General features: G+C 74.9%; 24 protein-coding genes. 12 read left to right on the top strand and 12 right to left on the bottom strand.

Features of this window, described 5'->3' with window-relative positions:
• Positions 1–154: 154 nt before the first annotated feature.
• From D476_RS39495 to D476_RS0129730, 5 genes are all read right to left on the bottom strand, one after another.
• Positions 155–382: a hypothetical protein gene (locus D476_RS39495; protein WP_239648863.1), complete on the bottom strand. Its 228-nt coding sequence runs from the start codon at positions 380–382 to the stop codon at positions 155–157.
• A 12-nt stretch (positions 383–394) separates the two neighbouring features.
• Positions 395–622, bottom strand: coding sequence for a DUF3054 family protein (locus tag D476_RS39490; protein ID WP_239648862.1), 228 nt, complete (start codon positions 620–622; stop codon positions 395–397).
• 563 nt (positions 623–1,185) lie between these two features.
• Positions 1,186–1,614: a DUF3054 domain-containing protein gene (locus D476_RS0129740; protein ID WP_017627522.1), complete on the bottom strand. Its 429-nt coding sequence runs from the start codon at positions 1,612–1,614 to the stop codon at positions 1,186–1,188.
• Positions 1,615–1,823: 209 nt separating this feature from the next.
• On the bottom strand, positions 1,824–2,990 hold the full coding sequence (locus tag D476_RS0129735; protein WP_017627521.1) for a S1 family peptidase: 1,167 nt from the start codon (positions 2,988–2,990) through the stop codon (positions 1,824–1,826).
• A gap of 576 nt (positions 2,991–3,566) precedes the next feature.
• Complete coding sequence (locus D476_RS0129730; RefSeq protein ID WP_026123979.1) at positions 3,567–5,750, bottom strand: S9 family peptidase; 2,184 nt, start codon at positions 5,748–5,750, stop codon at positions 3,567–3,569.
• 101 nt (positions 5,751–5,851) lie between these two features.
• Between D476_RS0129730 and mshB the strand changes: the two genes are divergently transcribed.
• Entirely contained in the window at positions 5,852–6,712 is an 861-nt protein-coding gene (gene mshB, locus D476_RS0129725; RefSeq protein WP_017627519.1) for an N-acetyl-1-D-myo-inositol-2-amino-2-deoxy-alpha-D-glucopyranoside deacetylase, read from the top strand.
• A 9-nt stretch (positions 6,713–6,721) separates the two neighbouring features.
• A complete protein-coding gene (locus tag D476_RS0129720) occupies positions 6,722–7,156 on the top strand; it encodes a hypothetical protein (protein WP_017627518.1) in 435 nt (144 codons plus the stop codon).
• A gap of 6 nt (positions 7,157–7,162) precedes the next feature.
• Here D476_RS0129720 and D476_RS0129715 read toward each other — a convergent pair whose 3' ends face one another.
• From D476_RS0129715 to D476_RS0129705, 3 genes are all read right to left on the bottom strand, one after another.
• The gene (locus D476_RS0129715) at positions 7,163–8,272 is read right to left on the bottom strand and encodes a site-2 protease family protein (protein ID WP_017627517.1); all 1,110 of its coding nucleotides are present in this window, start codon (positions 8,270–8,272) and stop codon (positions 7,163–7,165) included.
• A 190-nt stretch (positions 8,273–8,462) separates the two neighbouring features.
• Complete coding sequence (locus D476_RS0129710) at positions 8,463–9,797, bottom strand: hypothetical protein (RefSeq protein WP_017627516.1); 1,335 nt, start codon at positions 9,795–9,797, stop codon at positions 8,463–8,465.
• Between the two features lie 66 nt (positions 9,798–9,863).
• Positions 9,864–10,112 (bottom strand): putative acetyltransferase, encoded by a 249-nt coding sequence (locus D476_RS0129705; protein ID WP_017627515.1) that lies wholly within the window; start codon positions 10,110–10,112, stop codon positions 9,864–9,866.
• A 192-nt stretch (positions 10,113–10,304) separates the two neighbouring features.
• Between D476_RS0129705 and fdxA the strand changes: the two genes are divergently transcribed.
• Together fdxA and dapC are read left to right on the top strand one after the other, a co-directional pair.
• The gene (gene fdxA, locus D476_RS0129700; protein WP_017556681.1) at positions 10,305–10,631 is read left to right on the top strand and encodes a ferredoxin; all 327 of its coding nucleotides are present in this window, start codon (positions 10,305–10,307) and stop codon (positions 10,629–10,631) included.
• 233 nt (positions 10,632–10,864) lie between these two features.
• Positions 10,865–11,986, top strand: coding sequence for a succinyldiaminopimelate transaminase (gene dapC, locus D476_RS0129695; protein ID WP_017627514.1), 1,122 nt, complete (start codon positions 10,865–10,867; stop codon positions 11,984–11,986).
• Between the two features lie 282 nt (positions 11,987–12,268).
• Here the strand turns inward: dapC and D476_RS0129690 are convergent, their stop codons facing one another.
• On the bottom strand, positions 12,269–13,177 hold the full coding sequence (locus D476_RS0129690) for a hypothetical protein (protein ID WP_017627513.1): 909 nt from the start codon (positions 13,175–13,177) through the stop codon (positions 12,269–12,271).
• Positions 13,178–13,443: 266 nt separating this feature from the next.
• Here D476_RS0129690 and D476_RS0129685 point away from each other — a divergent pair, with 266 nt between their 5' ends.
• The 3 genes from D476_RS0129685 to D476_RS0129675 all read left to right on the top strand — a co-directional run bounded on the left by D476_RS0129685 (position 13,444) and on the right by D476_RS0129675 (position 16,325).
• Complete coding sequence (locus tag D476_RS0129685; protein WP_017627512.1) at positions 13,444–14,280, top strand: 2,3,4,5-tetrahydropyridine-2,6-dicarboxylate N-succinyltransferase; 837 nt, start codon at positions 13,444–13,446, stop codon at positions 14,278–14,280.
• An 88-nt stretch (positions 14,281–14,368) separates the two neighbouring features.
• Positions 14,369–15,436: a succinyl-diaminopimelate desuccinylase gene (gene dapE / locus D476_RS0129680; protein WP_017627511.1), complete on the top strand. Its 1,068-nt coding sequence runs from the start codon at positions 14,369–14,371 to the stop codon at positions 15,434–15,436.
• Positions 15,437–15,503: 67 nt separating this feature from the next.
• On the top strand, positions 15,504–16,325 hold the full coding sequence (locus D476_RS0129675; protein ID WP_051061878.1) for an LOG family protein: 822 nt from the start codon (positions 15,504–15,506) through the stop codon (positions 16,323–16,325).
• 152 nt (positions 16,326–16,477) lie between these two features.
• Here the strand turns inward: D476_RS0129675 and D476_RS0129670 are convergent, their stop codons facing one another.
• Positions 16,478–16,804, bottom strand: coding sequence for a hypothetical protein (locus D476_RS0129670; protein WP_017627509.1), 327 nt, complete (start codon positions 16,802–16,804; stop codon positions 16,478–16,480).
• 63 nt (positions 16,805–16,867) lie between these two features.
• Here D476_RS0129670 and D476_RS35080 point away from each other — a divergent pair, with 63 nt between their 5' ends.
• The 3 genes from D476_RS35080 (at position 16,868) to D476_RS0129655 (ending at position 18,776) form a co-directional block, all read left to right on the top strand.
• A complete protein-coding gene (locus tag D476_RS35080; protein ID WP_017627508.1) occupies positions 16,868–17,404 on the top strand; it encodes a DivIVA domain-containing protein in 537 nt (178 codons plus the stop codon).
• Between the two features lie 48 nt (positions 17,405–17,452).
• Positions 17,453–18,052 carry a DNA-3-methyladenine glycosylase I gene (locus tag D476_RS0129660; RefSeq protein ID WP_017627507.1) on the top strand — a complete coding sequence of 200 codons (600 nt, stop codon included), beginning with the start codon at positions 17,453–17,455 and terminating at the stop codon, positions 18,050–18,052.
• 148 nt (positions 18,053–18,200) lie between these two features.
• The gene (locus D476_RS0129655) at positions 18,201–18,776 is read left to right on the top strand and encodes a hypothetical protein (protein WP_026123977.1); all 576 of its coding nucleotides are present in this window, start codon (positions 18,201–18,203) and stop codon (positions 18,774–18,776) included.
• Positions 18,777–18,844: 68 nt separating this feature from the next.
• On the opposite strand, the gene D476_RS0129650 is transcribed toward D476_RS0129655, so the two are convergent.
• Positions 18,845–19,657, bottom strand: a complete 813-nt coding sequence (locus D476_RS0129650) for an enoyl-CoA hydratase-related protein (protein ID WP_017627505.1) — start codon at positions 19,655–19,657, stop codon at positions 18,845–18,847.
• 273 nt (positions 19,658–19,930) lie between these two features.
• Between D476_RS0129650 and D476_RS36870 the strand changes: the two genes are divergently transcribed.
• Both D476_RS36870 and D476_RS0129640 read left to right on the top strand, forming a co-directional pair.
• Positions 19,931–20,098: a DUF3117 domain-containing protein gene (locus D476_RS36870; RefSeq protein ID WP_083932818.1), complete on the top strand. Its 168-nt coding sequence runs from the start codon at positions 19,931–19,933 to the stop codon at positions 20,096–20,098.
• Between the two features lie 53 nt (positions 20,099–20,151).
• The gene (locus tag D476_RS0129640) at positions 20,152–21,660 is read left to right on the top strand and encodes a leucyl aminopeptidase (protein WP_040728745.1); all 1,509 of its coding nucleotides are present in this window, start codon (positions 20,152–20,154) and stop codon (positions 21,658–21,660) included.
• Positions 21,661–21,963: 303 nt separating this feature from the next.
• Here D476_RS0129640 and D476_RS0129635 read toward each other — a convergent pair whose 3' ends face one another.
• Positions 21,964–22,578 (bottom strand): O-methyltransferase, encoded by a 615-nt coding sequence (locus D476_RS0129635; RefSeq protein WP_017627503.1) that lies wholly within the window; start codon positions 22,576–22,578, stop codon positions 21,964–21,966.
• Between the last annotated feature and the right edge of the window lie 380 nt (positions 22,579–22,958).

Here is a 22,958-nt window from a genome sequence, read left to right as displayed (position 1 = left end):
ATCGAAATGGAACCAGCGTTCAGCATGAACTCAACCTCGACGGCGTCGAGCAAGCGCCCGGCTGTCGACACGTTGCGCACGACGGCGAGGAGCTTGCGCTCGAATGAAGGGAGGGGCCGCCGGGGACATCATTCGGGCTCGGGGGTGTCGGGCGCTAGAGACCCGGAATCTCCTCGTCCTCATTGCGGCGTCCCCGCCCCATGGCGAAGGGGCGCGCGAGTTTGCGCCGGCCGACCATGGGGCTCAGGAATACGGCGGTGACGATCGCGAACAACCCCAGGGCGCCATCGGGCGTGAGGAACGCGCGCACCGCCAGCCCCGGGGATGGTGGCCGCCCCGCATCACGACGCCGGTCCACACCGCACGTAGTGGCGAGCGTCACACGCGCCAAGAGTCAGGCGACGGCTAGCGCGGCGGCGAACGGCCACGTGGTGCCGAGGAACTCAACCAGCGACGAGGCATCCTCGTGTGAGTTCCGACCTACGGCGACGAACGCGCCGACGCACATCAGGGGCAGGGTCGGGCAGGCGGCACCGAAGGCGTGCAACGGGGAGGCCGGATCCAGCTCGTCCCGCCCGAGCGCGGCCGCGTAGTAGGTCGCACTGCCGTGGTCGCCCACCACGGCGTCGGCGGCTACGAGCGCCGCCCGTCAGCCTCTCGCGCTGCTCCGGGTGGGACAGGGCGAGCGCGGTGGGGACCGGGACCCCGGCGTGAAGCAGCTGCTCGGGGGCCAGACCGGAGGCCGTCCGAAGCGGCCCGGCGGCCTCCGGCACCAGGCGGTTGTGCCCGGCGCCGTGTGGCATCAGCAGCAGGGGCGGTCCGTTCAGGCCGGGGACCGCCGCCGTACCGCCCGCCGTGGAGAGCCGGTGCAGCCCCTCGTTGGGCGAAGTGGCCATGGCGAGTGCGAACTCTCCGCGCCGTGCCACCGCCTCCTCCCAGGACAGGGCCTCCCCACTCCGGCGGCGGCGAGGACGGCGCGCGGATCCCGTACTCATTGACCGATCCGGGATTCAGGGCGAACTCGATGGCGATGCGGTCGTCGTCGCCGAACACCTCTATGGCGTCGAGGAGTCGCCCGGCTGCGGGCACGCTGCGCACGACGACCAGGACCTTGCGCTCAGGAGGGGGCAAGGTCCCACTGGATGCGCGGGGGGGGAGGGGCATCGATCAGGCGCTAGGACGGCGCTATGAGGCCGGATCCTCCTCGCCGTTCTCACCGGTCCGCCCGTCGGCGCGGTCGGCGCTCTTGCCGCGCCCCATGGTGAAGGGGCGGGCGAGCTCGCGCCAGCCCACCATCGCGGCGCCGAGGAACACGGTGGTGACGATCGCGAACGACCAGGGGGCGCCGTCGGAGGTCAGGAAGGCGCGCAGGGCAAGGCCCACGGGGACGGTGACCGCCCACACGATCACGCCCGTCCACACCGCCCGCATCGGTGCGCGCCACGCCCGCGCCGCCAGCCACCCGGCGATGAGCCCGGCGGCGAAGGGCCACGCGGTGCCGAGGAACCCGGCGATCGAGGAGGCCTCCTCGTGCGAGGCCCGCCCGACGGCGACGAAGGCGCCGATGCAGACCAGGTCCAGGACGGCGGCGACGGCGATGGGGACGAAGCGCATGCCTCCAGGCTATGGCCGGTGGCGGGGCCCCGGTACCGGGGGCGGCCCGTAGCCGCCCGCCGTCGAACGTGTGAGCGCATCCGGAGAATCCGCGGATACGCGAGAAGGACCGGCCGACGCGGGGGGATGGGGGCCGCGCCGGCCGGTCCGGTGCCGCGGTGGCTCCGCGGCGGGTGCGTGGTGCTGCGGCCCTGTGCCGGGCCGCCGGGTCAGCCCGTCAGCAGGGTGACCCCGTAGGCCTCCAGGATCGGGTTGACCGGCTGGAAGAAGGTCGTCCCGCCGGAGGTGCAGTCGCCCGAGCCGCCGGAGGTGACGCCCTGGGCCTGGTCGTCGCTGAGCCAGGAGCCGCCCGAGTCGCCGGGCTCGGCGCACACGTCGGTCTGGGTCAGCCCGTTGACCGTGCCCTGCGGGTAGGACACCGACTGGTTCTTGGCCTGGATGGTGCCGCAGTGCCAGCCGGTGGTCGAGCCCGACCGGCAGACCGAGGCGCCCTCGGGGGCCTCCTCCGACCCGGCGACCGCGACGGTCCCGCCCGCGTAGTCGTTCACGGCGGGGGTGGGGGTCCAGCCGTCGTCGGTCTCGACCGCCGCCATGTCGGCGCCGGGGAACTCGGCGTCGGTCACCGTGCCGGTGCCCGAGCCGTCCTGGGACCCGACCCGGGTCCCGGCGGCCCCGCAGTGGCCCGCGGTGACGAAGCCGGTCTCGGTGGCGAACCCGATCGAGCAGCGGCCGCCGCCCGTGGAGTAGGCGTCGCCGCCGACCACGTCGGCGTAGAGCCGGGGCTCGTCCTCGGTGGTCTCGACCGTGTAGGCGCCCTCGGGAACGCCCGCGGCCTGCGCGAAGTCCTGCGCGGCGGCCTCCTGGCCCTCCAGGGCGGTGATGACCACGCTGTCCTGCCGGATGTCCGGGTACCACCCGGCGATGCCCTCGGACAGCTCCGCGCCCTCGGCGTTGAGGTCGGCGACCACGGCGTCCAGCTCGTCCTGGCCGTTGTCGACGACCTCGGCCTCGGCTCCGGCGGCGGTGACCTCGTCGGCCGCCGCGGCGTCGGTGACCGCGACGGTCAGGGTGCCGGTCTCGATGTCGAACCAGCTCCCGCCGAAGTCCTCGCCCAGGTCCGAGCTGAGGGCCCGGTGGGTCTGACCGGCCTCGGCCTGGGCGTCGAGCAGCTCCTGCGCCTCGGTCTCGCTGAGGCCCAGGTCGCGCTGCATCGCCTCGACCGGGTCCCCGGCGACCGAGCCGCCGGAGGCGCTGTCGGCCGCCACCGTGGCGGCCTCCCGGGGGGATTCTCCGGACAGGGCCGCGAAACCGGCCGCGACCAGGCCCAGAGCGAGCGCGCCGCCTCCTGCGGCGCGCACGATGGTGGACGTTCGCATCCATCCGCCCTTTCACAATGTCGGGGGTGGTGAAGGCGGGTCCGCGTTGAAGAGCGGGGGCTCAAGGCGGACCCGGCCGCCGGGCCGACCGGGGCTCCGGTGGGCGCCGACAGGCCGTTCACCCTGCGGTTTTGCACCGCTTTGGGTAAACGATGAGCCACTTTAAGTCATGGTGTCCGTGTGGCGACAGATGCCGGTGACCTTCCGAAATGGAGGGATGTTACCGACTGGTCGGGGCAGTCGGGCCGCGTGTGCGGGCGGGCGGTGCCGGAACGGCGACGTGGCGCCGAGGATACCCGATGAAACGATGATGGGATGTCTGAAGGGGATCGGGAATGTCAAGAACGGAGGCTGGCCGGATCAGGACGGTAAACCCGGCGCCGGGATAAGCGTCGGTTGGCGCGGAGCGGCGCGGGGTTCAGGCGGACTGTCCACCCGAGAGGGGTTCGACTGGGCGAACCGTCGATCCCGCTGCCGATGGGGCGGCCGGGCGTCAAGGCGCCGGGGCCGGGCCGCACGGGCCCGGCCCCGGCGTGTACCCGGCGCCCGGAGGCGCCCGCCGGACCCCCGCCCCCGTCAGTCCGCGGCCGCCCCGTCCGCGATGCCCAGGGACGAGCGCAGGAACTCCACCTGCAGCAGCAGCAGGTTCTCGGCCACCGTCTCGTCGGTCGGCATGTGGGTCACCCCGGACAGCGGGAGCACCGTGTGCGGCCGCCCCGCCGCCAGCAGCGCCGACGACAGGCGCTGGCTGTGCGCGAACACCACGTTGTCGTCGGCCAGCCCGTGCACCAGCATCAGCGGCCGCTTGAGCCCCGGCGCGTCGTCCAGCAGAGAGCTGCGCCGGTAGTCCTGCGCGCGCTCCTGCGGCAGGCCCAGGTACCGCTCCGTGTAGTGCGTGTCGTACAGCCGCCAGTCGATCACCGGCGCCCCGGCCACCGCCGCGTGGAAGACGTCCGGACGGCGCAGCACCGCCAGCGCCGACAGGTAGCCGCCGAAGGACCAGCCCCGGATGCCCACCCGGTCCAGGTCCAGGCACCCGTACCGCTCGGCGGCGTCCCGCAGGGCCGCCACCTGGTCCTCCAGCACCGGCTCGGCCAGGTCGGTGTGGACCGCCTGCTCCCACTCCACCCCGATGCCGGGGGTGCCGCGGCCGTCGGCCACCAGCACGGCGAAGCCCTGCTCGGCGAACCACTGCGAGGTCAGGTACGCCCCGCGCGCCTCCAGCACCCGCTGGGCGTGCGGGCCGCCGTAGGGGTCGACCAGCACCGGGAGCCGCCGCCCCGCGTGCGCCCCCTCGGGGTCGAACCACGACGGCAGCACCAGCGCCGAGGGGATGCGGCGCCCGCCGGCCCGCCACAGCCGCGGCCGGGGCGCGGGCAGCTCGGGCTCCTCCGCGTGCGAGGCGATCTCGGTGGCCTTGCCCCGCGTCTGCGACCAGGCGTCGGCCACCACCAGCGTGCGCACCCCGAAGGCGTCCAGGGAGCGCCGCTGCACCACCAGGGTGCCGCCCCGCATCCGCCCGGCGTCGACCGCGGACCCCTCCAGGCCGGGCAGCTCCACGGGACCGGCGAAGCCGTCGGAGGCGTCGAAGAGCCACAGCTCCACCGCGCCGGGCCGGTCGGCGGGCGAGACCGGGCACAGGACGCGGTCGCCGTCGATGTCGGACACCCCGCGCACGTACAGCCCCGGCGGGCCCATCGGGCGCCCGCCGACGAAGAGCCGCCGCTCGCCGCCCTCCTCGCGGCCGATCCACACCGGCTCGCCGCTCGCGGTGAAGTCCGGCACCCCCGGCATGATCTCCACCCACACCGGATCGGTCTCGGTGCGCACCGGCCCGGTCAGCCCGGTGGCCGGGTCGGCGCTGAAGACGGTGAGGGTGCGCTGGTCGCGGCTCTGCGCACCGAAGACGGCGGTGGGGGTGCCGTCCGGGCCGGTCGTCCACCCGGCGGTGGCCAGGTAGGGCAGCGCCTCGCGGTCCCACTCCAGCCAGTGCGGCTCGGAGGGGCCGTCGCCGCCGCCGCGCACGTCCAGCACGGCCAGGCGCACGTCGGCGTTGTCCGTCCCGGCCGCCGGGTAGGCCATCGGCTGCGCCCCGGCCTCCGGATCGCCGGGGTCGGAGATGTACCACCGGGCGACCATGGACTCGTCGACCCGCGCGGCCAGCAGCGCCGAAGCGTCCGGCGACCACCACATGCCGCGGTGGCGCCCCATCTCCTCGGCGGCGATGAAGTCGGCCAGGCCCCAGGTGACCCCGGGGCCGTCGGGCTCGGCGACGGCACGGTCGGCGCCGGAGCCGACCGACACCACGCGCAGGGCGCCCCGGCACACGTAGGCGACGGACTCCCCGCGCGGGCAGATGCGCGGGTCCACCACCGGTGCGGCCGCGGTCAGCTCGAACGGCGCGGCGTCGTCGCCGACGAGGTCCACGCAGTACAGGCGCCCGGACAGGGCGAACACCGCCCGCGTGAAGGCCTCGTCGGTGCTGTAGGCCACGATGCCGCCGCTGCTCACCCGCAGCCGCTCGCGGCGCGCGCGCTCCTCCGGCGGCAGGTCCTCCTCGGAGCCGCCGATGGTGTGCGGGTCGGCCAGCACCCGCTCCCGGCCGGTGTCCAGGTCGAGCAGCCACAGGCATGCGGCGCCGTCGGTGCCGTGCCTGCTCCGCAGGAAGGCGACCTTCCGGCCGTCGGGGGAGAGGGCGAATGACCGGGGGACGCCCAGCGTGAACCGCCGCGTCCGCGCTTCTTGCCGTGGAAAGCTCATGCGGCGATTGTCGCCCATCGGGCGGTCCCCGGGCGCGCGGGGCGCGGGCGCCCCACCCGTCCGGGAGGACCGCCGGTTCGGCCCCGGTATCGTCGGGTGCCATGACCGACCGCCGACTGCTGCTGGTGCACGCCCACCCCGACGACGAGACGATCGTCACCGGCGCCACCATGGCCAAGTACGCCGCCGAGGGCGCCGAGGTCGCCCTGGTCACCTGCACGCTCGGCGAGCGGGGGGAGGTGATCCCGCCCGAGCTGGGGCACCTGGCCGAGGAGCGCGAGGGCGGCCTGGGCGAGCACCGCATCGGCGAGCTCGACAAGGCCTGCCTGGCGCTGGGCGTGCGGGACCACCGCTTCCTCGGGGGCGCCGGGCGGTACCGCGACTCCGGCATGATGGGCGCGCCGACCAACGGCGACCCGTCCTGCTTCTGGCAGGCCGACGTGGAGGAGGCCGCGCTCCGGCTCGCCGAGGTGATCCGCGAGGTGCGCCCCCACGTGGTCGTCACCTACGACGACAACGGCGGCTACGGGCACCCCGACCACATCCAGGCCCACCGCGTCACCCTGCGGGCCTTCGAGAAGGCGGCCGAGCGCGCGCTGGCGGGCCAGCCCTGGCAGACGCGGAAGCTCTATGCCATCGCCCAGCCCAGGACGCGCCTGGAGGAACAGGTGGCGCGCCTGCAGGCGGAGCCGGGGCCGTTCACCGCGCCCTCCGAGGTCGGCGACATCGCGCCGGGCACCCCCGACGCGCGGGTGACCACCCGTGTCGACGCCTCGGCGCACTGGGCCGCCAAGGCGCTGGCCATGCGGGCGCACGCGACCCAGATCTCCGTCGACGGCGAGCGGTTCGCGCTGTCCAACGGCGTCGCCCAGGAGATCGACGCGGTCGAGCACTTCACGCTGCTGCGCGGGCCGACGCCCCGCCCGGGTCCGGACGGATTCGAGACCGACCTGTTCGCCTAGGCTCTTCCCGTGCCCGATTCCGCTTCCGCGGGCCGTACCGGCCCCTTCGCGTCCGCCGTCGACTTCGTCGTCCACCCCGCCCTGTTCTGCGCCGCGGTGGTCGCCGGGACCGTGGGCGGGGTGCTCTTCGGCTGGCTGGCCTGGCTGTGGATGAGCGGGCCGGTGGGCCAGGTGCTCTCCGGCGCGGCCCTGCTGGTGTGGATGTGCCTGCTGTACGCGGCGGTCCGGGCGGCGGGGTGGGCCACCGGCTCGCGCGTGGGGGCGGGCGTCTGCGCGGCCGGGTGGACCCTGGCGCAGGCGGCGCTGCTGCTCGCCGGTGAGTCGGGCGACGTGTTCTTCCTCCTGGCCTCCGCCGGGATCAGCAACGCCTACCTGTACGGCGGGGTGGCGGTGGTGGCGTTCGCGGTGGTGTTCACCCCGCCGGCCGGTACGCGGTCCGGTTGAGCCGGATCAGTTGAGCCAGAACCGCATCAGCAGCTCGCCGAAGAAGATGTCCATCTGCGGCATGCCGATCTTCTGGAAGAACCCGGTCATGGCGTTGATGTAGGCCAGGTTCACCACGTTGAACCACAGCACGGCGAAGACCGCGATGGTGCCGAAGAGGCCGAAGCCGCGCGCGACGCGCTCCATCACCTCGAACCGCCGGGGGCTGGCCGTGGCCGCCTCCAGCAGCGGCACGAGGATGCCGTAGCCGTCCAGGCCGGGGACGGGCAGCAGGTTCACCAGCGCCGCCGTCAGGTTGAGGTAGCACAGGAACATCAGGCCGCCGATGAGCCAGTTGTCGGTGACCATCCCGGCGGGCACCAGGAGCATCACCGCGACCGCGAACCCGGCCGCCAGCACCAGGCTGGCCACGATCCCGGCGAGCGGCGCCAGCATGCGGCGGCCCCGGCCGCCGAGCGACTCGCGGTCGACGTAGGAGGCCGGCCCGGTCAGGCCGATGCCGCCGAGCACGACGAACACCACGGGCATGATCAGGCCGGTGAAGGCGCCCCCGCCGGTCTCGCCCGTCTCCGCGACCCGGCGCTCCCGGTAGGCGAGCGGGTTGAGCCGCAGGTAGCCGCTGCCGCGCAGGCCGCGGTCGCCGCCCAGGTAGGCGACCAGGGCGTGGGCGAACTCGTGCACGGCGAGCGAGAGGATCCAGGCGCCCACGATGAACACGAACGGCGCGTAGGGCGTGCCGCCGTAGGTGTAGAGGTCCTGCGTCTCCTCCCAGCGGGTCCAGGAGAAGTACCCGGCGAACCCGGTGACGCCCAGGATCAGCAGGAAGACCGGGCTGGGCAGCAGGTCGAAGACGGAGGAGCGGGCGGGGTCGGCGGGCGCGCCGCCCTCTCCGGGGCCGGCGCCGTCGGCACCGGCGCCGGTGCCGTCCGCACCCTCGGTGTCCCCGGCGCCGTCGGTGCCCTCGGCACCCTCGGCACCCTCGGTGCCGTCAGCGCCGTCAGCGCCGTCGGAACCGGCCGCGTCGGTCGCCACGGCGCCCTGCGGCTCCTCCCCCTCCGGGCCGGCGCTCTCGGCGGGCGTCTCGGAATCCGTACCGGCCGGATCGGGCGTGGACATGCTGCTCCCACAGGTCGTGACTGCTGGTCGTGAACGATGGCGGCCGGCCGAGCGGGCGGCGGGGGAGGCGCCCGGGCCGACGCCTCCAGGCTACGGGGCCCCGGGCGCGGGTCCGGCTGAGGGTGCCCTGCCGGGCGCGGCGGGCGGAGCGGCGTCGGTCACAGTCCCGGCCGCAGCGCCGGCCGCACGGTCACAGCGACGTGCTCGGCGCGGTGGCCGAGCGGTGCATGGCGGTGAGGGCGAACGCCTGGCCGCTGCGGGTCAGGTCCGGGGTGCCCGTGCCGCCGACCAGGTCGCTGCGGCGGACGAAGCCCAGCGTCTCCAGCAGCCAGGTGACCTGCAGCAGCACCGCGTGCACCTGGGAGGTGGCCGGGGACTCCCCGGATGCGTCTCCGCCCCACCCGGCCTCGGCCAGCACCTGGCGCGCCTCCTCCATCACGTCCGAGCGCTCGGCGCGGGCGTGGCTGCCGGTGGCCCGCGGGGAGCGCTGCAGCAGCAGCCCCAGCAGGGTCTCGGTGGCGGCCTGGGCGAACCCGTCGGAGTCCAGCACGCTGTCGGCCACCGCGCGCCACAGCTCGGCGCCGTCGCCGTGCAGCCGCCGCCCGCGGCGGGTCAGCACCATGCGGCGGCCCGCCCTGCGCACCGCGCGCATCCCGCGCAGCAGTTTGTGCAGCGAGATGAGCTGCATGGCGTCGGTCTCGCTGCGCGGCGGCGACGGCGAGGTGGCCCAGTCGAACTCGGCGCACAGCTCGCGCACCACGGTGGGGGAGATGTAGCCGATCTGGGTGAGGCCGATGCCCTCGTCGGCGAAGTCGAGCAGGCGGCGCACCGGCGCCAGCGCCGCGTCGGCGTCCGGCGGCGGCTCCGCGCCCACGATGAGCTGGCCCAGCAGCGGCCAGAGCCGCTGGCGGTGCGGGTGCGAGGGCGAGCCGAGCCAGCCGCGCACCCGTTCCTCGCGCACCCGGTCCAGGCGGCTGCGGCCCTGCCCGTCGGGCTGGGTGAGGAAGGCGCGGGTGAACCGCTCCTGGGCGGTGCGCCAGCCGCGGGTGCCCGGCCGCACCTCGCCCGCGGCGATGGCCAGCTCCAGGGCGGCCGAGGTGGCCTGGTGTGCGGAGATCTCGGCGGTGCCCAGGGCGGTGCCCCAGGTCATCTCGGGCAGGTCGGGCGGCTCCACCCCGGAGGCGCGCATCGCCCGGCGGTAGGCGGCCAGGCCGCTGTCGTGGCCGGAGGAGTGGGCGTCCAGGATGGCGCGGGTGGTGGAGGAGGAGCAGATCGCGGCGTAGCGGTCCAGGTCCAGCAGGGAGAACAGGCGCCCCAGGGAGCGGGCGGTGAGCATGCGCTCGCCGGTCTCCCCGGCGAACCGCACCGGCAGCACGTACCAGCAGAACTCCTGGACCGACCGCTGGGTCAGCTCCTCCAGTTCGCCGCCCCCGGTCAGGGAGGCCAGGGCGTTCTCGGCCAGGCGCGCGGCGCGCGGGTCCAGCCGGGCCAGCTGCGCGAGCGCGGACGCGACGGTCTCCTGCATGGCGTGGGTCGGCACCTCCCCCTGCCGGGCGCTCCGTTGCCGGTCCGGCTCCGCTGTCGTCCGTTCCTACCGTTCCGTGTCGGGTTCCCCCCGGGTCCGTCGGCGCCGCTCGGGCGGGCGCTGCGGTACCAGCCTGCTCCCGGCGACGTCGGCCTCGGCCACCTCGACGGGCGCCCCGTCGCGCCTGCGCACCGAGATGGTGCCCTCACTCCACCGTTCCAGGACACCGACGATATCCCGGAACCGGCCGTCGGGCAGCCGCACGCGCAGCACGGCGCGGCGCCCCACGTCCCCGGGGGAGGCCTCACGGGCCATCCGAGCCCCGTACTCCACTCGATCCGACCCCCAATTGGGCACGTGAGCCCACTGAGCGCAATACTGGAATCTGCGAATCGTCTGACGTGAGCCCGGCGAGTCCGCGTGCCGGATGCCCGGCGTCGCCCAGGCTACGACAGCGAAGACCCTTGCACGCGGTCAACGTGGCGAAGACCGAAGAGGAGTAACGACGTGACCTACGTCATCGCGCAGCCGTGCGTCGATGTGCTCGACAAGGCCTGCATCGAGGAGTGCCCTGTCGACTGCATCTACGAGGGCGAGCGCATGCTCTACATCCACCCGGACGAGTGCGTCGACTGCGGCGCCTGCGAGCCGGTGTGCCCCGTGGAGGCCATCTACTACGAGGACGACCTGCCCGAGCAGTGGTCCGAGTACTACAAGGCCAACGTCGAGTTCTTCGACGAGATCGGGTCCCCCGGGGGTGCGTCCAAGGTCGGCAAGTACGACACCGACCACCCGATCATCGCCAAGCTGCCCCCGCAGGCGGAAGGCGAGTAGCCGGAACGACCTATGCGCCCGGACCGCGGGCGACACCGGGACGGCCGGCGGTCCGCGCCGCACGGCGCCGCTTGGCGCCCGTGCGGTGCGGGTAGGGCCGTTCCGGAGGACCAGGGGACCGGGCCCGGCACCGCCGGGCCCGGTCCCGCGAACGCCCGCCCCGGGAACGACGGGGGCGGGCCCGAGCCGCGCGGAGCAGATCGTGACGGCGGAACTGTGATGGGGGAACTGTGATGGCGAACCGACGACGCCTCGCCGACCGGATGCCCGTCTTCCCCTGGGACCGCCTCGCGCCGCACAAGGCGACGGCGGCGGCGCACCCGGACGGGATCGTGGACCTGTCGATCGGAACCCCGGTCGACCCGGTGCCCGAGGTCGTCCAGCGGGCGCTGGCCGCCGCGGCCGACGCCCCCGGGTACCCGGCGACGCACGGCACCCCGGCGCTGCGCGCGTCGGTCGCCGGATGGCTGGAGCGCAGGCACGGCGTCCGGGTCGACCCGGAGGAGGACGTGCTGCCCGCCATCGGCACCAAGGAGCTGGTGGCCTGGCTGCCGACGCTCCTGGGCCTGGGCGAGGGCGACACCGTCGTCCACCCCGAGCTGGCCTACCCCACCTACGACGCCGGGATCCGCCTGGCGGGCGCGCGGCCGCTGCCCGCCGACGGGCTCACCGCGCTCGGCCCCGAGCGGCCGGGCCTGGTGTGGATCAACTCCCCGGCCAACCCCACCGGCCGCGTGCTCGGCGCCGACCACATGCGCAAGGTGGTCGACTGGGCGCGCGAGAGCGGGGTGATCGTCGCCTCCGACGAGTGCTACCTGGACCTGGACTGGGAGGGCGAGCGGCCGCTGTCGGTCCTGCACCCGGACGTGTGCGGCGGTTCGCACGCCAACCTGCTGGCGGTGCACTCCACCTCCAAGCGCTCCAACCTGGCCGGGTACCGGGCCGGGTTCGTGGCCGGAGACTCCGAGCTGATCGCCGAGCTGCTGGCGGTGCGCAAGCACGCCGGGATGATCGTCCCGGCGCCGGTGCAGGCCGCCATGGGCGCGGCGCTCGACGACGACGCCCACGCCGAGGAGCAGAAGGCGCGCTACCGCGCCCGGCGCGAGGCCCTGCGCGGGGCGCTGGAGTCGGCCGGGTGGGCCATCGACCACTCCGAGGCGGGGCTGTACCTGTGGGCGCGCCGCCCCGGCCTGGACGCCTGGGGCGCCGTGGCCGAGCTGGCCGAGCGCGGCATCCTGGTCGCCCCCGGCGAATTCTACGGGCCGAAGGGCTCCGGCCACGTGCGGATGGCCTTCACCGCCACCGACGAGCGCATCGAGGCCGCCGTCAAGCGGCTGGAGACCCCGGCGGCGTAGGGGATGTCGCGTGGGTCACGGCCTCGTGTGCGACGCCCGGACGCCCTTCACCGCGTTCTCATCGGGTGACAGCACGCTCAGGCCGACCCCTCCGCTTTCGGTACTGTGACGACACATCGGCCCGAACCGACAAGTGGGGCAGGCCCTACAGCGCTACCCCAGCGGGACGTGTCGTCGCCGTATCAAGGGACACGGCGGCCTTGTGACGGGCCTGACGCCTCCGGCGCCTCCTACGGGCATGACCCCGCGCAACACCCTGTATCCGCCCGCCCCGCGGGCGGCTCAGCCCAGCACGACCTGGCCGTCCGGCGCCCGGTCGGGGACGCTCTGCCACCCCTCCTGGCCGTTCTCGGCCGTCCAGCGCTGGTCCTCATAGCTGACCGAGGTGATCCCGTACTCCTCGGAGTTGGCCACGGCCCACAGCGCCATCGCCCAACCCAGATCGCCCGTCTGCGGCCGCTCGCCGGGCGGGGGCAGCGCGCCCGGGTCGGCGCCGAACACCCGCTTCATCTCCTCGACCGCGCCGTCCACGTCGGTGGGGGCCGACGGCGACGGGGACGGAGAGGGCGACTCCCCGGGCGTGCGGCCCGGCTGCTCGGGCCAGCAGGTCACCGCGGGTCCCTCGGAGCCGGTGAAGGCGCGCGCCATCGTCCGGGAGCGGTTCTCGTGCTGGTCGTAGGCGAACCCGTCGGCGCTGCGCTGCACCGCCTGCGCGGCCTCGTACACCGGCATGTCGGCGTAGGCGTCCACCTTCTCCAGGTGCGCGTAGAACTCGTTGCTGGAGTAGACCGGATCCATGATCTGCTCGGGGGAGCCCCACTCCTGGGAGGGGCGCTGCTGGAACAGGCCGAGCGAGTCGCGGTCGCCGTAGTCGATGTTGAAGAACTTGGTCTCCTGCCACACCGTGGCGTAGGCCACGACGACGGCGTGCTCGGGAAGGTCGCGGCTGAAGGCCACCCCGCCGACGGTGGCGGCGCTGGCCGCCTGCTCCGGCTCCAGCGGGTCGGTGGTGCCGTCGACGCGCACGGTGCAGCCGGCCGCCACCGGCGGGTCGATCTCCACCGGCTCGACCGAGCTGATCACGTAGTAGCCGGCGGCGACCAGGGCGCCGCACACGGCGGTCAGGACGGCGAGGATCTTGACGAAGGCGGAGATCCTCTTCCGCTTCTTCGGACGGGTCTTCTCGTGCACAGGCAGGCCGTTGGAGTCATGGGGCGGGCCGCGCTGCGCGGCCGTGCGCCCCGAACGGACAGGGACCGGCCCCCGGGCGTGATGGGGGACGTGCGGGTCTCACGCCGTTGAACCGGGGTGTTCGCTACCCGAAATGGTAGAGCGTCTCCGGGGGGACCGCCGTGCAGGCGGCGCCGCGCCGGAGCGTACCGTCCATGCGCGGGGGCGGCCACACCGAGGCTCCGCCGGTTCGTCGGCGCGCCCGTGAACCAGTAGGCTCACCTCCCATGACCACCTCGTTCACCAGTCCGCTCCCCAAGGAGATCGACGAGCTCTGGGAGCGCCGCTCCGAGCTGACCCCTGACGACACCGCCGCCCGCGACACCATCATCGGCGCGGTCGACGAGCTCGACGCCGGCAAGGCGCGCGTGGCCTTCGTCGACGCCGACACGGACCAGGTGGTCGTCGACGAGCGGGCCAAGCGCTCCATCCTGCTCAGCTTCCGCGTGCTGGGGATGGAGGAGTCGCAGGTCGGCGACTTCTACCACCACGACCGCATCCCGCTGAAGAAGCGCTTCGAGGGGGTGCGCGTCGTCCCGGGCGCCATCGCCCGCTGGGGCGCCCACCTGGCCCCCGGCGTCGTGCTGATGCCCTCCTTCACCAACTTCGGCGCCTGGGTCGGCTCGGGCACCATGGTCGACACCTGGGCGACCGTGGGCTCCTGCGCCCAGGTCGGCGAGAACGTCCACCTGTCCGGCGGCGTGGGCGTGGGCGGCGTGCTCGAACCCCCGCAGGCCTCCCCGGTGGTCATCGAGGACGACGCGTTCCTCGGCTCGCGCAGCATGGTCGTCGAGGGCGCCCGGGTGCGCCGCGGCGCCAAGCTCGGCGCGGGCACCATCCTGACCTCCTCCACCCGCGTCTACGACGCCGAGACCGGAGAGGAGCTGCCCCGCGGCGAGGCCCCCGCCTGGTCGGTGTGCGTTACCGCCAACCGGGTCAAGAGCTTCCCCGGCGGCGACTTCGGCATGCCGGTGCTGCTGGTGCTCAAGCGCCTGGAGGAGGGGCAGGAGCACGACAAGCTGGCCCTGAACGACATGCTGCGGGAGCACGGCGTCAACGCCTGACGCGCCTCCCGGCGGACCGGGCCGCCCCGCTGCGCGGGGCGGCCCACGCGCCCGTGTGCCCCCGCCCCCGACCCCGAAGGTTCCGGCGATGCTCAACCTCGCAGACGACGTCCGCGCCCTCACCGCCCGCCTCGTCGACACCGAGTCGGTCAGCGGCGGCGAGCGCGCCCTGGCCGACATGATCGAGCAGGCGCTCTCGGGCCTGCCGCACCTGCGGGTGGACCGGGACGGCGACGCCGTGGTGGCCCGCACCCACCTGGGCCGCGCCAAGCGGGTCGTGCTCGCCGGGCACATCGACACCGTGCCGATCGTGGGCAACGTGCCCTCGCGGCGCGAGGGGGACCGGCTCTACGGCTGCGGCGCCTCCGACATGAAGAGCGGCGTGGCGGTGCAGCTGCGCCTGGCCGCCGCGCTCACCGAGCCCGTGCACGACCTCACCTTCGTCTTCTACGACTGCGAGGAGGTCGACGCCGAGCGCAACGGGCTGCGGCGGCTGGCCCGCGACCACCCGGAGTGGCTGGCCGGGGACTTCGCGGTGCTCATGGAGCCCACCGGCGGCGTCATCGAGGGCGGCTGCCAGGGCACCATGCGGGTGGAGGTCATCGCCCGCGGCGAGCGCGCCCACAGCGCCCGCTCATGGATGGGGCGCAACGCGATCCACGAGGCCGGGCGCATCCTGGACGTCCTGCGGGCCTACACCCCGCGCGAGCCGGAGGTGGACGGCCTGCGCTACCACGAGGGCCTGAACGCGGTCTTCGCCTCCGGGGGCGTGGCGGGCAACGTCATCCCCGACGAGTGCACGGTCACCGTCAACTACCGGTTCGCCCCCGACCTGTCGGTCAAGGACGCCGAGGCGCACCTGCGGGAGGTCTTCGACGGGTTCGACGTGCGCGTCACCGACGCCGCGCCGCCCGCCCGGCCCGGCCTGGACGACCCGGCGGCCGCCGAGTTCGTGGCGTCGGTCGGCGGCGGGCGCGCCCGCGCCAAGCTGGGCTGGACCGACGTGGCGCGGATGGCCGAGCTGGGGGTCCCGGCGGTCAACTACGGGCCCGGCGAGCCCACCCTGGCGCACACCCGCGACGAGTGGGCCGACCTGGCGCTGGTGGACGAGGCCGAGCGGCGGATGACCGAATGGCTGACCGGCGGCGGCGCCTGAGCGAACGGTTCGCGGCCGGGGGCGGCGGCGCGGGCGCGGGCCTTGCCGCCGGAGATAGTTTGTCCCCATGACCGATGCTGACAAGATCCGCCGGGCGGGCCCATTGACCTACCGCGGCCGCGCCATCCCGGACACCACCACCGACCAGCGGCTCCTGGACCGCAGGGGTCCGGTCGACTGGGTGCACACCGATCCGTGGCGGGTGCTGCGGATCCAGTCGGAGTTCGTCGAGGGCTTCGGGCTGCTCTCCGAGGTCGGCCCCGCGGTGAGCGTGTTCGGGTCCGCCCGCATCCGGCCGGGGTCGGACCACTACCGGCTGGGCGAGACCATCGGCGGCGACCTGGCGCGCGCCGGGTACACGGTCATCACGGGCGGCGGGCCGGGCTTGATGGAGGCCGCCAACAAGGGCGCGCAGGAGGCCGGGGGCCCCTCCATCGGCCTGGGCATCGAGCTTCCGTTCGAGCAGTCCCTCAACGACTACGTCGACATGGGCGTCACCTTCCGGTACTTCTTCGTCCGCAAGACGATGTTCGTGAAGTACTCGCAGGCGTTCGTGGTGCTGCCCGGGGGCTTCGGCACCCTGGACGAGCTGTTCGAGTCGATCACCCTGGTGCAGACCGGGAAGGTCACCCGCTTCCCGGTGGTGCTGGTGGGCACCGACTTCTGGGGCGGCCTGGTGGACTGGATCCGCGACCGGCTCCGCGCCGAGGAGGTCATCTCCCCGGACGACCCGGACCTGATGTACCTGACCGACGACCCGGGCGAGGTCGTCGACATCATCGCCAAGGCGCACGCGGACATGGCGGCCCGCCGCGAGAGCGAGGCGCGCCGGGATACCGAGGTGCGCGCCGTCGCCGGGGAGGCGGAGGCGCTCCGCGACGAGCGGTAGCGAGGGGCTGGGGCGTGTTTCTCGGAGGCCTTTCGATCGGCGAGGCTTTTCGATCGGCGCGCGGCCGTCGCCCCTACTGCGCCTCCCGCCAGGGTGGCGCAGCGGGGGCCGTCCTGGTGGTCGCGAGCCGAAAATGACCCGAGAGACACGCCTTAAGCCAGGCCCCGGCGGACCGCCGCCGGGGCGCGGTCGCCGCGCACCGCCAGGGCCATGTCGAGGGCCTGGCGGGCGGCGCGGGGGTGCGCGGTGGTGAACAGCCGCGCCCCCAGCCACGCGTAGAGGGCGACCAGGGCCGCGCTCTCGGCCGGGTCGTCGGCCTCGCACCGCACCAGCACCGGGGCGCCGTCGGCGGCCAGGGCGCGCACCCGACCGGGCGGCGGGCGGTGCCCGGCGTCCGCGGCGCCCTCGGGCGCCGCCGCCCCGGGCCCCAGCACCTGCGTCGGCCCGTGCGCGTCCCCGTCCCCGCCGCTCATCCCCATACCGCCGAGTCTGCCACGCCGGGGCCCGTCCGCGGTCCGCGCCGATGTGGCACGATCGGAACCGTGAACCCAACGATCCTCATCCTCATCTCGCTGTCGGCGGTCGCCGTTCTCGCCGGCGTCGCCTACGCGGTCATGGGGAAGGGCGGCCAACTGGCGCGCTTCGAGGCCGACCACCCACCCCTGGACCTGCCCGAGACCCGTCCGCTGACCCCGGCCGACGTGGGCCGGGTCGCCCTGCCGCTGGCGTTCTGGGGCTACCATGTCCGCGGTGTCGACGAGGTGCTGCGCAGGCTCTCGGCGGCGCTGGCCGAACGGGACGAGCGCATCGCCGACCTGGAGCGGCGCCTGGCCCAGGGCGGTGCCCCGGCCGGTCCGCGGGTGCTCTACCCGCGCCCCCCGGCGGGTGGGCCCGCCGCGATCCGGCCCCCGGAGGCCGGGCCCTCCGAGCCCCGGGCGTCCGCCTCCCACGGCGGGGGCGCGGGCGCGCCCCAGGCCCCCGACCCCTCCGCGGCCCCCGCCCCCGGGCGGGACGCCGCCCCGGAGGAGATGGCGGCCCCGCGTGAGGACGCACCCGCCGGCCGCGCCGCCCACGGCTGAACCCGCCCCTCCCGGCACCCCGACAGCGACCCCCGCCGGGAGGACCCCATGACCGCGAACGACACCGCCCCGAACGCTTCGGCGCCGGCGGGCCCCGACGGACGCCCCCGCTGCGCCTGGGCGCTGGGCACCCCCGACCTGGCCGAGTACCACGACACCGAGTGGGGGCGCCCGGTCCGCACCGACCGCGGCATGTTCGAGCGCATCAGCCTGGAGGCGTTCCAGGCCGGGCTGTCCTGGCTGACCGTGCTGCGCAAGCGCGCGGCCCTGCGCGAGCACTTCGCCGGGTTCGCCATCGAGGAGGTGGCGGCCTTCGGCGGGGACGACGTGGAGCGGATGCTGTCCGACGCCCGCATCATCCGCAGCCGCGCCAAGATCGAGGCGGTCATCGGCAACGCGCGGGCCGCCCTGGAGCTGCCGGGCGGGCTCGCCGCGGCCGTCTGGGAGCACGCCCCGCAGGCGGGGCGCCCCGCCCCCGCCGCGGACGCCGACGTGCCCGCCTCCACTGCGGAGAGCACGGCGCTGGCCAAGCGCCTCAAGGCGGCCGGGTTCCGGTTCGTCGGCCCCACCACCGCCTACGCCGCGATGCAGGCCACCGGGGTGGTCGACGACCACGTGGCCGGGTGCTTCCTGGGGCGCGGCGCCTGAGCCCGCGGGGCGCGGAGCGGGCGCTCGCGGGGTCGCCTATCCTCGATCGCTGGACGGGCGATCCGGGCCCACCCCGGTTCGCGTGGGAGGAAGAGATGAGAGCGATGCAGGCAAGGCCGGACCCCGCCGCGCGCCCCTGGGGCGCGCGGTGAGCGGCTCATCGACCCGCCCGGCCGAAGAGGAGGGGAACGCCCCCTCGCCGGTGCGGAGGATGTCGCTGTATCCGCCGCCGCGCTCCACCCGCCATACGGCCCGGCGCCGCAAGGGCTGGATGGTCGCCGCCGCCGTCGCGGGCGCGGCCGTCGTCGTCGCCGGAGGCACCGCCGCGGCCCTCGTGCTCGGTTCGGGCGCCGAGCAGGACCCCGGGCCGGGCACCAGCGTGCCCGACACCTTCGCGGGCACCTGGGAGGGCAAGATGATCCAGGAGGACGAGGCCGGGGAGCACGTCACCGACTGGGACGCCCGGGTGCGGCTGGAGACGGGCGCCGAGCGCGGCAGCTCGGAGTGGTTCACCCTGGACTGCCGCGGGAGCCTCACGCTGCGGGAGCGGGACGGCTCCCGCCTGGTCTTCGACTATGTGGAGACCTACGACTCGGACGACCGGTGTGTGGACACCTCGACGCTGACCCTGACCGAGGGCGGCGCCGACGACACCCTCGACGCCCGGTGGGAGGCGACCTCCCACGACGGCACGACCATGATCTCCACGGGGACGCTCTCCTAGGAGGAGGGCCGCGGGGAGGGGGCCGAGCCCCTCCCCGCGTGCAATTGCATTCGCGGAGAGGGAAGGGGCTACTGCCCTTCGAACTCCGGGGTCCGCTTCTCCAGGAATGCCAGTGTGGCGTTCTTGTGGTCGCGGGTCTGCGCGCACTGCTCCTGCAGGCTCGCCTCCATGTCCAGCGCATTGGCCAGGTCCAGGCCCGAGCCGAAGGCCAGCTCCGCCTTGATCGCCGCGTAGGCCACCGTGGGGCCCTGGGCCAGCCGCTCGGCCAGCTCCCGGGCGGAACCGGCCAGCTCCTCGGCCGGGACCACCCGGTTGACCAGGCCGATCTCCAGGGCCCGCTGCGCGTCCACCGGCTCGGCCAGCATCAGCATCTCGGCGGCGCGGGCGTGCCCCACCAGGCGCGGCAGCGTCCAGGAGGCCCCCGAGTCGGAGCCCAGGCCCACCCCGGCGAAGGCCATCGAGAACTTCGCCTTCTCGGAGGCCACCCGCAGGTCGCAGGCGAACGCCAGGGCGGCGCCCGCCCCGGCCGCCACCCCGTTCACCGCCGCCACCACCGGCTTGGGCATGCTCGCCAGCGCGGTCACGATCGGGTTGTAGTGGGTGCGCACCGTGCCGTCCAGGCCCCGGCCCTCCGACAGGTTCTCGGCGTGCTCGCGCAGGTCCTGCCCGGCGCAGAAGGCCCGGCCCGACCCGGTGAGCAGCACCGCACGCGCGCCCGCGTCGGACTTGGCGCGCTCCACCGCGGCCAGCAGTTCGTCCTTGGCGGCCCGGGTGAGCGAGTTCATCGCGTCGGGGCGCTCCAGGGTGATGGTCGCGACCCCGTCGCTCAGGTCGTAGGAGACGCTCTCGGGTGCGCTCGTGTCGGCGTCGTTGTCGGCCACGTGGGACTCCAGATCGGCTCGGGTGAACGGTGCCGGCGCCCGCGTTCCGGCGCTGCGGCTATAACCTTACTGTTCGGATTCCTCGGAGCCGATGGCCCGGCGGCTGTCCGATCGTTCCCATTCCGGTCGCAAAACCGAGATAATGACGGAACGGGGATCGAAACCCTGAGTCGCGCGGACGGGGCCCGGAATCGGACCGGGTGCGCCTCCGGCGCACCGCACGGTGCCGGAGGAGGCCCTCCGCGAGAGTTTCCTTATGAAAGGGGATACGGCATGGCGGCGATGAAGCCGAGGACCAGCGATGGTCCGATGGAGGTCACCAAGGAGGGCCGCGGCATCATCATGCGGGTCCCGCTCGAGGGCGGCGGACGCCTCGTCGTCGAGCTCACGCCGGACGAGGCCAAGGAGCTCAAGGACGCCCTGGACGGCGCCGTCGGCTGAGCGCCGGCCGTCTGACGCCGCATCCGACACGTCCCCCTAGATTGCGAGCGAGCGTGCCTTTCCCAACCCAGATCCACCCGGTGGTGGGCTCCGCCGCCGAGGCCGGCGCCGACCTGGTGGCGGTGGCCGTGCGGGCCGGTGCCGAGGGCGCCGAGCCGGTCGGCGGACCGCCCGGCGGCCTCCCGGACGACCTTGATGCGCGACTGCCGGCGCCCCTCGCCGAGCTGGTCGCCCACTACGAGCTGTCCGGCCGGGCCGGGGAGACGGCGCAGTTCGCCGCCGACCTGGGCGGCGGACTGGTGCGGGTGGCCCTGCTGGGCATCGGGGAGGGCACGCCCGCGGACATGCGCACCGCCGGGGCCGCCCTGGCCCGCCTGGCCAAGGGGCGGAGCAGGGCGGCGATCCCCGCGGGCGCGCCCGGCCTGGCCGGGGACTCCGGGGAGGGCGCCGCGGCGTTCGCCGAGGGCGCGCTGCTCGCCTCCTACCGGTTCACCCTGGCCAGCGCGCCCAAGGGCCCCGAGCCCGTCGGGGAGATCGCGCTGGCCTGCGGCGACGGCGACGGCAAGCCGGTGGAGGCCGTCCGGCGCGGGACCGCCCTGGCACGGGCGGCGGCGCTGGCCCGCGACCTGGTCAACACCCCCTCGGGCGAGAAGGATCCGGCCTGGCTGGCCGGGCGGGCCGCCGAGGCCGCGGCCGACGCCGGACTGAAGGCGCGGGTCTGGGACGAGGACGACCTGGAGCGCGAGGGCTTCGGGGCGATCCTCGGCGTGGGGCAGGGCTCGTCCCGGCCGCCGCGCATGGTGCGGATCGACTACGCCCCCGAGGGCGCGGACCGGCACGTCGTGCTGGTCGGCAAGGGCATCACGTTCGACACCGGCGGCCTGTCGCTGAAGCCGAACGACAACATGAAGCTCATGAAGACCGACATGAGCGGGGCCGCCGTGGTCGTCGGCGCCATGTCGGCCCTGGGCGAGCTGGGCTGCCGCACCCGGGTGACCGGCCTGCTGGCGGTGGCCGAGAACGCGGTCTCCGGGTCGGCGCAGCGCCCCGGCGACGTGCTCACCACCTACGGCGGGCGCACGGTCGAGGTGCTCAACACCGACGCCGAGGGGCGGCTGGTGATGGCCGACGCCCTCGACTACGCGGTGGCCGAGCTGGAGCCGGACGTCCTGGTGGACGTGGCCACCCTCACCGGGGCGGCGAAGGTGGCGCTGGGCACCGGCATGGGCGCGCTGTTCGCCACCGACGACGCGCTGGCTCGGGCGCTGCTGGAGGCCGGGGAGCGCTCCGGCGAGCCGCTGTGGCGCCTGCCGCTGACCGAGGAGTACGCCGACACGGTCCGCTCGCGCGTGGCCGACCTGGCCAACATCGGCACCAGCGGCGACTACGGCCACCCCGGCGCCACCGAGGCGGCCCTGTTCCTGCGGGAGTTCACCGGCGGCCTGCCGTGGGCCCACCTGGACGTGGCCGGGCCCGGACGGTCCATGTCCGACCAGGGCCTGCTCACCAAGGGCGGCACCGGCTTCGCCACCCGCACCCTGCTGCGCTGGCTGGAGGGGTAGGGCGGGTTTGCCGGACCGGGCCCGACCGCGCGGCGCCCGGCGCGGCCCCGGCGGCGTCCTCGTCGGTCGGCGGCTCCGTCGACAGCGTGCCGACCGGCTCTTCGCCGGACCGCATGGCGCCGCCGGTGCCTTCTACGGGCCTGGTCTCAGGGCCACGCCATTGGGCGTTCCAGCGGGCCGACGAGGCCGCTGCGGGTTCGGGCCGGGCCCGCCCGGTCTGTGGGCTCAGACCGGCGCCCCGTCCGTCGGCGGGCGGTCCGCGGCCTCACGCCGACGGTCACCCCGCCCCGGCGGGCGAGCCCGTCACTCGTGCTCGTCCCCGCCGCGGATGGCCGCGAGCAGGCCGCCCCCCACCGGGAGCATCAGCGGGACCAGCGTCTCGTCCTCGCGGACCGCGCGGGCGGTCTCGCGCACGGCGGCCGCGTCGGCGTCGGTGGCGCTCAGCGGGCCGTCCGGGGCCGCGTCGGCGGCCCCGTGGAACAGCACCACGCCGCCCGGGCGCAGCAGGCGCAGCGCCGCCCGCAGGTAGTCGGGGTACTCGGTCTTGGCCGCGTCGGCGAAGACCATGTCGTAGGCGCCGTCGGTGAGCCGGGGCAGCACCTCCAGCGCGGCCCCGCGGATCAGCCGGGTCCGGTTGGGCGAGAACCCGGCGGTGCGGTAGGCCTCGCGCGCGGCCTCCTGGCAGACCGGGTCGAGGTCCACGGTGGTGAGGATGCCCTCGGGGTCCATGCCGCGCAGCAGCCAGATGCCCGAGCCGCCGCACCCGGTGCCGATCTCGACCACGGCGCGCGCGCCGATGGCGGCGGCCAGGAAGCGCAGCGCCGATCCGGACTCCTCGCCCACCGGGCGCACCGGAGCGCCGCGCGCCGCGGTGCGCACCGCCGCCAGTGCCGCCTGCGCGGCGGCGCCCGACCGCACGCCCCGCGCGGGGGTCTCTTCTGTGCCGGTGATGGCGGCCTCCTCAGCCTCCGGGCGGTCTCGTCAGGGCCAGCGTAGCCCGTCGACCGGCCCGAACGCGTGCACGAAACCACGGGCCGAACCGGGTTGCGCCGGAGGAACTTATTCGGCGCGTCCCGGCGTTGGAACAGGGGAAGGTACCGACGGGCCCGAACCCGGTGGGCGACGTGAGCCCTCCCCGGAACCGGCGACCCGGCCCGCGGTCCCTCCCCGCGGCGCCGCCACCGGTGCCCGGGACGAGTGAAAGGAGTAGCGGTGGCCGACCCCGACGCTGCCGTGGACTTCGAGCAGTGGGAACCCCCGAGCTGGGAGGACGTGGTCGCCAACCACTCCGGCAGGGT

The organism is Nocardiopsis chromatogenes YIM 90109 (assembly GCF_000341185.1).
GTDB classification, from domain to species: Bacteria; Actinomycetota; Actinomycetes; order Streptosporangiales; family Streptosporangiaceae; genus Nocardiopsis_A; species Nocardiopsis_A chromatogenes.
The sequence above is the reverse complement of the archived record's forward strand: the minus strand, read 5'-3'. Positions and strand labels throughout refer to the sequence as shown.

Excerpts from the sequence above, each read along its gene's own strand:
- D476_RS0129740 (WP_017627522.1), bottom strand. The coding sequence starts at position 1,614 with ATGCGCTTCGTCCCCATCGCCGTCGCCGCCGTCCTGGACCTGGTCTGC.
- D476_RS0129735 (WP_017627521.1), bottom strand. The coding sequence starts at position 2,990 with ATGCGAACGTCCACCATCGTGCGCGCCGCAGGAGGCGGCGCGCTCGCT.
- D476_RS0129730 (WP_026123979.1), bottom strand. The coding sequence starts at position 5,750 with ATGAGCTTTCCACGGCAAGAAGCGCGGACGCGGCGGTTCACGCTGGGC.
- mshB (WP_017627519.1), top strand. The coding sequence starts at position 5,852 with ATGACCGACCGCCGACTGCTGCTGGTGCACGCCCACCCCGACGACGAG.
- D476_RS0129715 (WP_017627517.1), bottom strand. The coding sequence starts at position 8,272 with ATGTCCACGCCCGATCCGGCCGGTACGGATTCCGAGACGCCCGCCGAG.
- D476_RS0129710 (WP_017627516.1), bottom strand. The coding sequence starts at position 9,797 with ATGCAGGAGACCGTCGCGTCCGCGCTCGCGCAGCTGGCCCGGCTGGAC.
- D476_RS0129705 (WP_017627515.1), bottom strand. The coding sequence starts at position 10,112 with ATGGCCCGTGAGGCCTCCCCCGGGGACGTGGGGCGCCGCGCCGTGCTG.
- dapC (WP_017627514.1), top strand. The coding sequence starts at position 10,865 with ATGGCGAACCGACGACGCCTCGCCGACCGGATGCCCGTCTTCCCCTGG.
- D476_RS0129685 (WP_017627512.1), top strand. The coding sequence starts at position 13,444 with ATGACCACCTCGTTCACCAGTCCGCTCCCCAAGGAGATCGACGAGCTC.
- dapE (WP_017627511.1), top strand. The coding sequence starts at position 14,369 with ATGCTCAACCTCGCAGACGACGTCCGCGCCCTCACCGCCCGCCTCGTC.
- D476_RS0129675 (WP_051061878.1), top strand. The coding sequence starts at position 15,504 with ATGACCGATGCTGACAAGATCCGCCGGGCGGGCCCATTGACCTACCGC.
- D476_RS0129670 (WP_017627509.1), bottom strand. The coding sequence starts at position 16,804 with ATGGGGATGAGCGGCGGGGACGGGGACGCGCACGGGCCGACGCAGGTG.
- D476_RS0129660 (WP_017627507.1), top strand. The coding sequence starts at position 17,453 with ATGACCGCGAACGACACCGCCCCGAACGCTTCGGCGCCGGCGGGCCCC.
- D476_RS36870 (WP_083932818.1), top strand. The coding sequence starts at position 19,931 with ATGGCGGCGATGAAGCCGAGGACCAGCGATGGTCCGATGGAGGTCACC.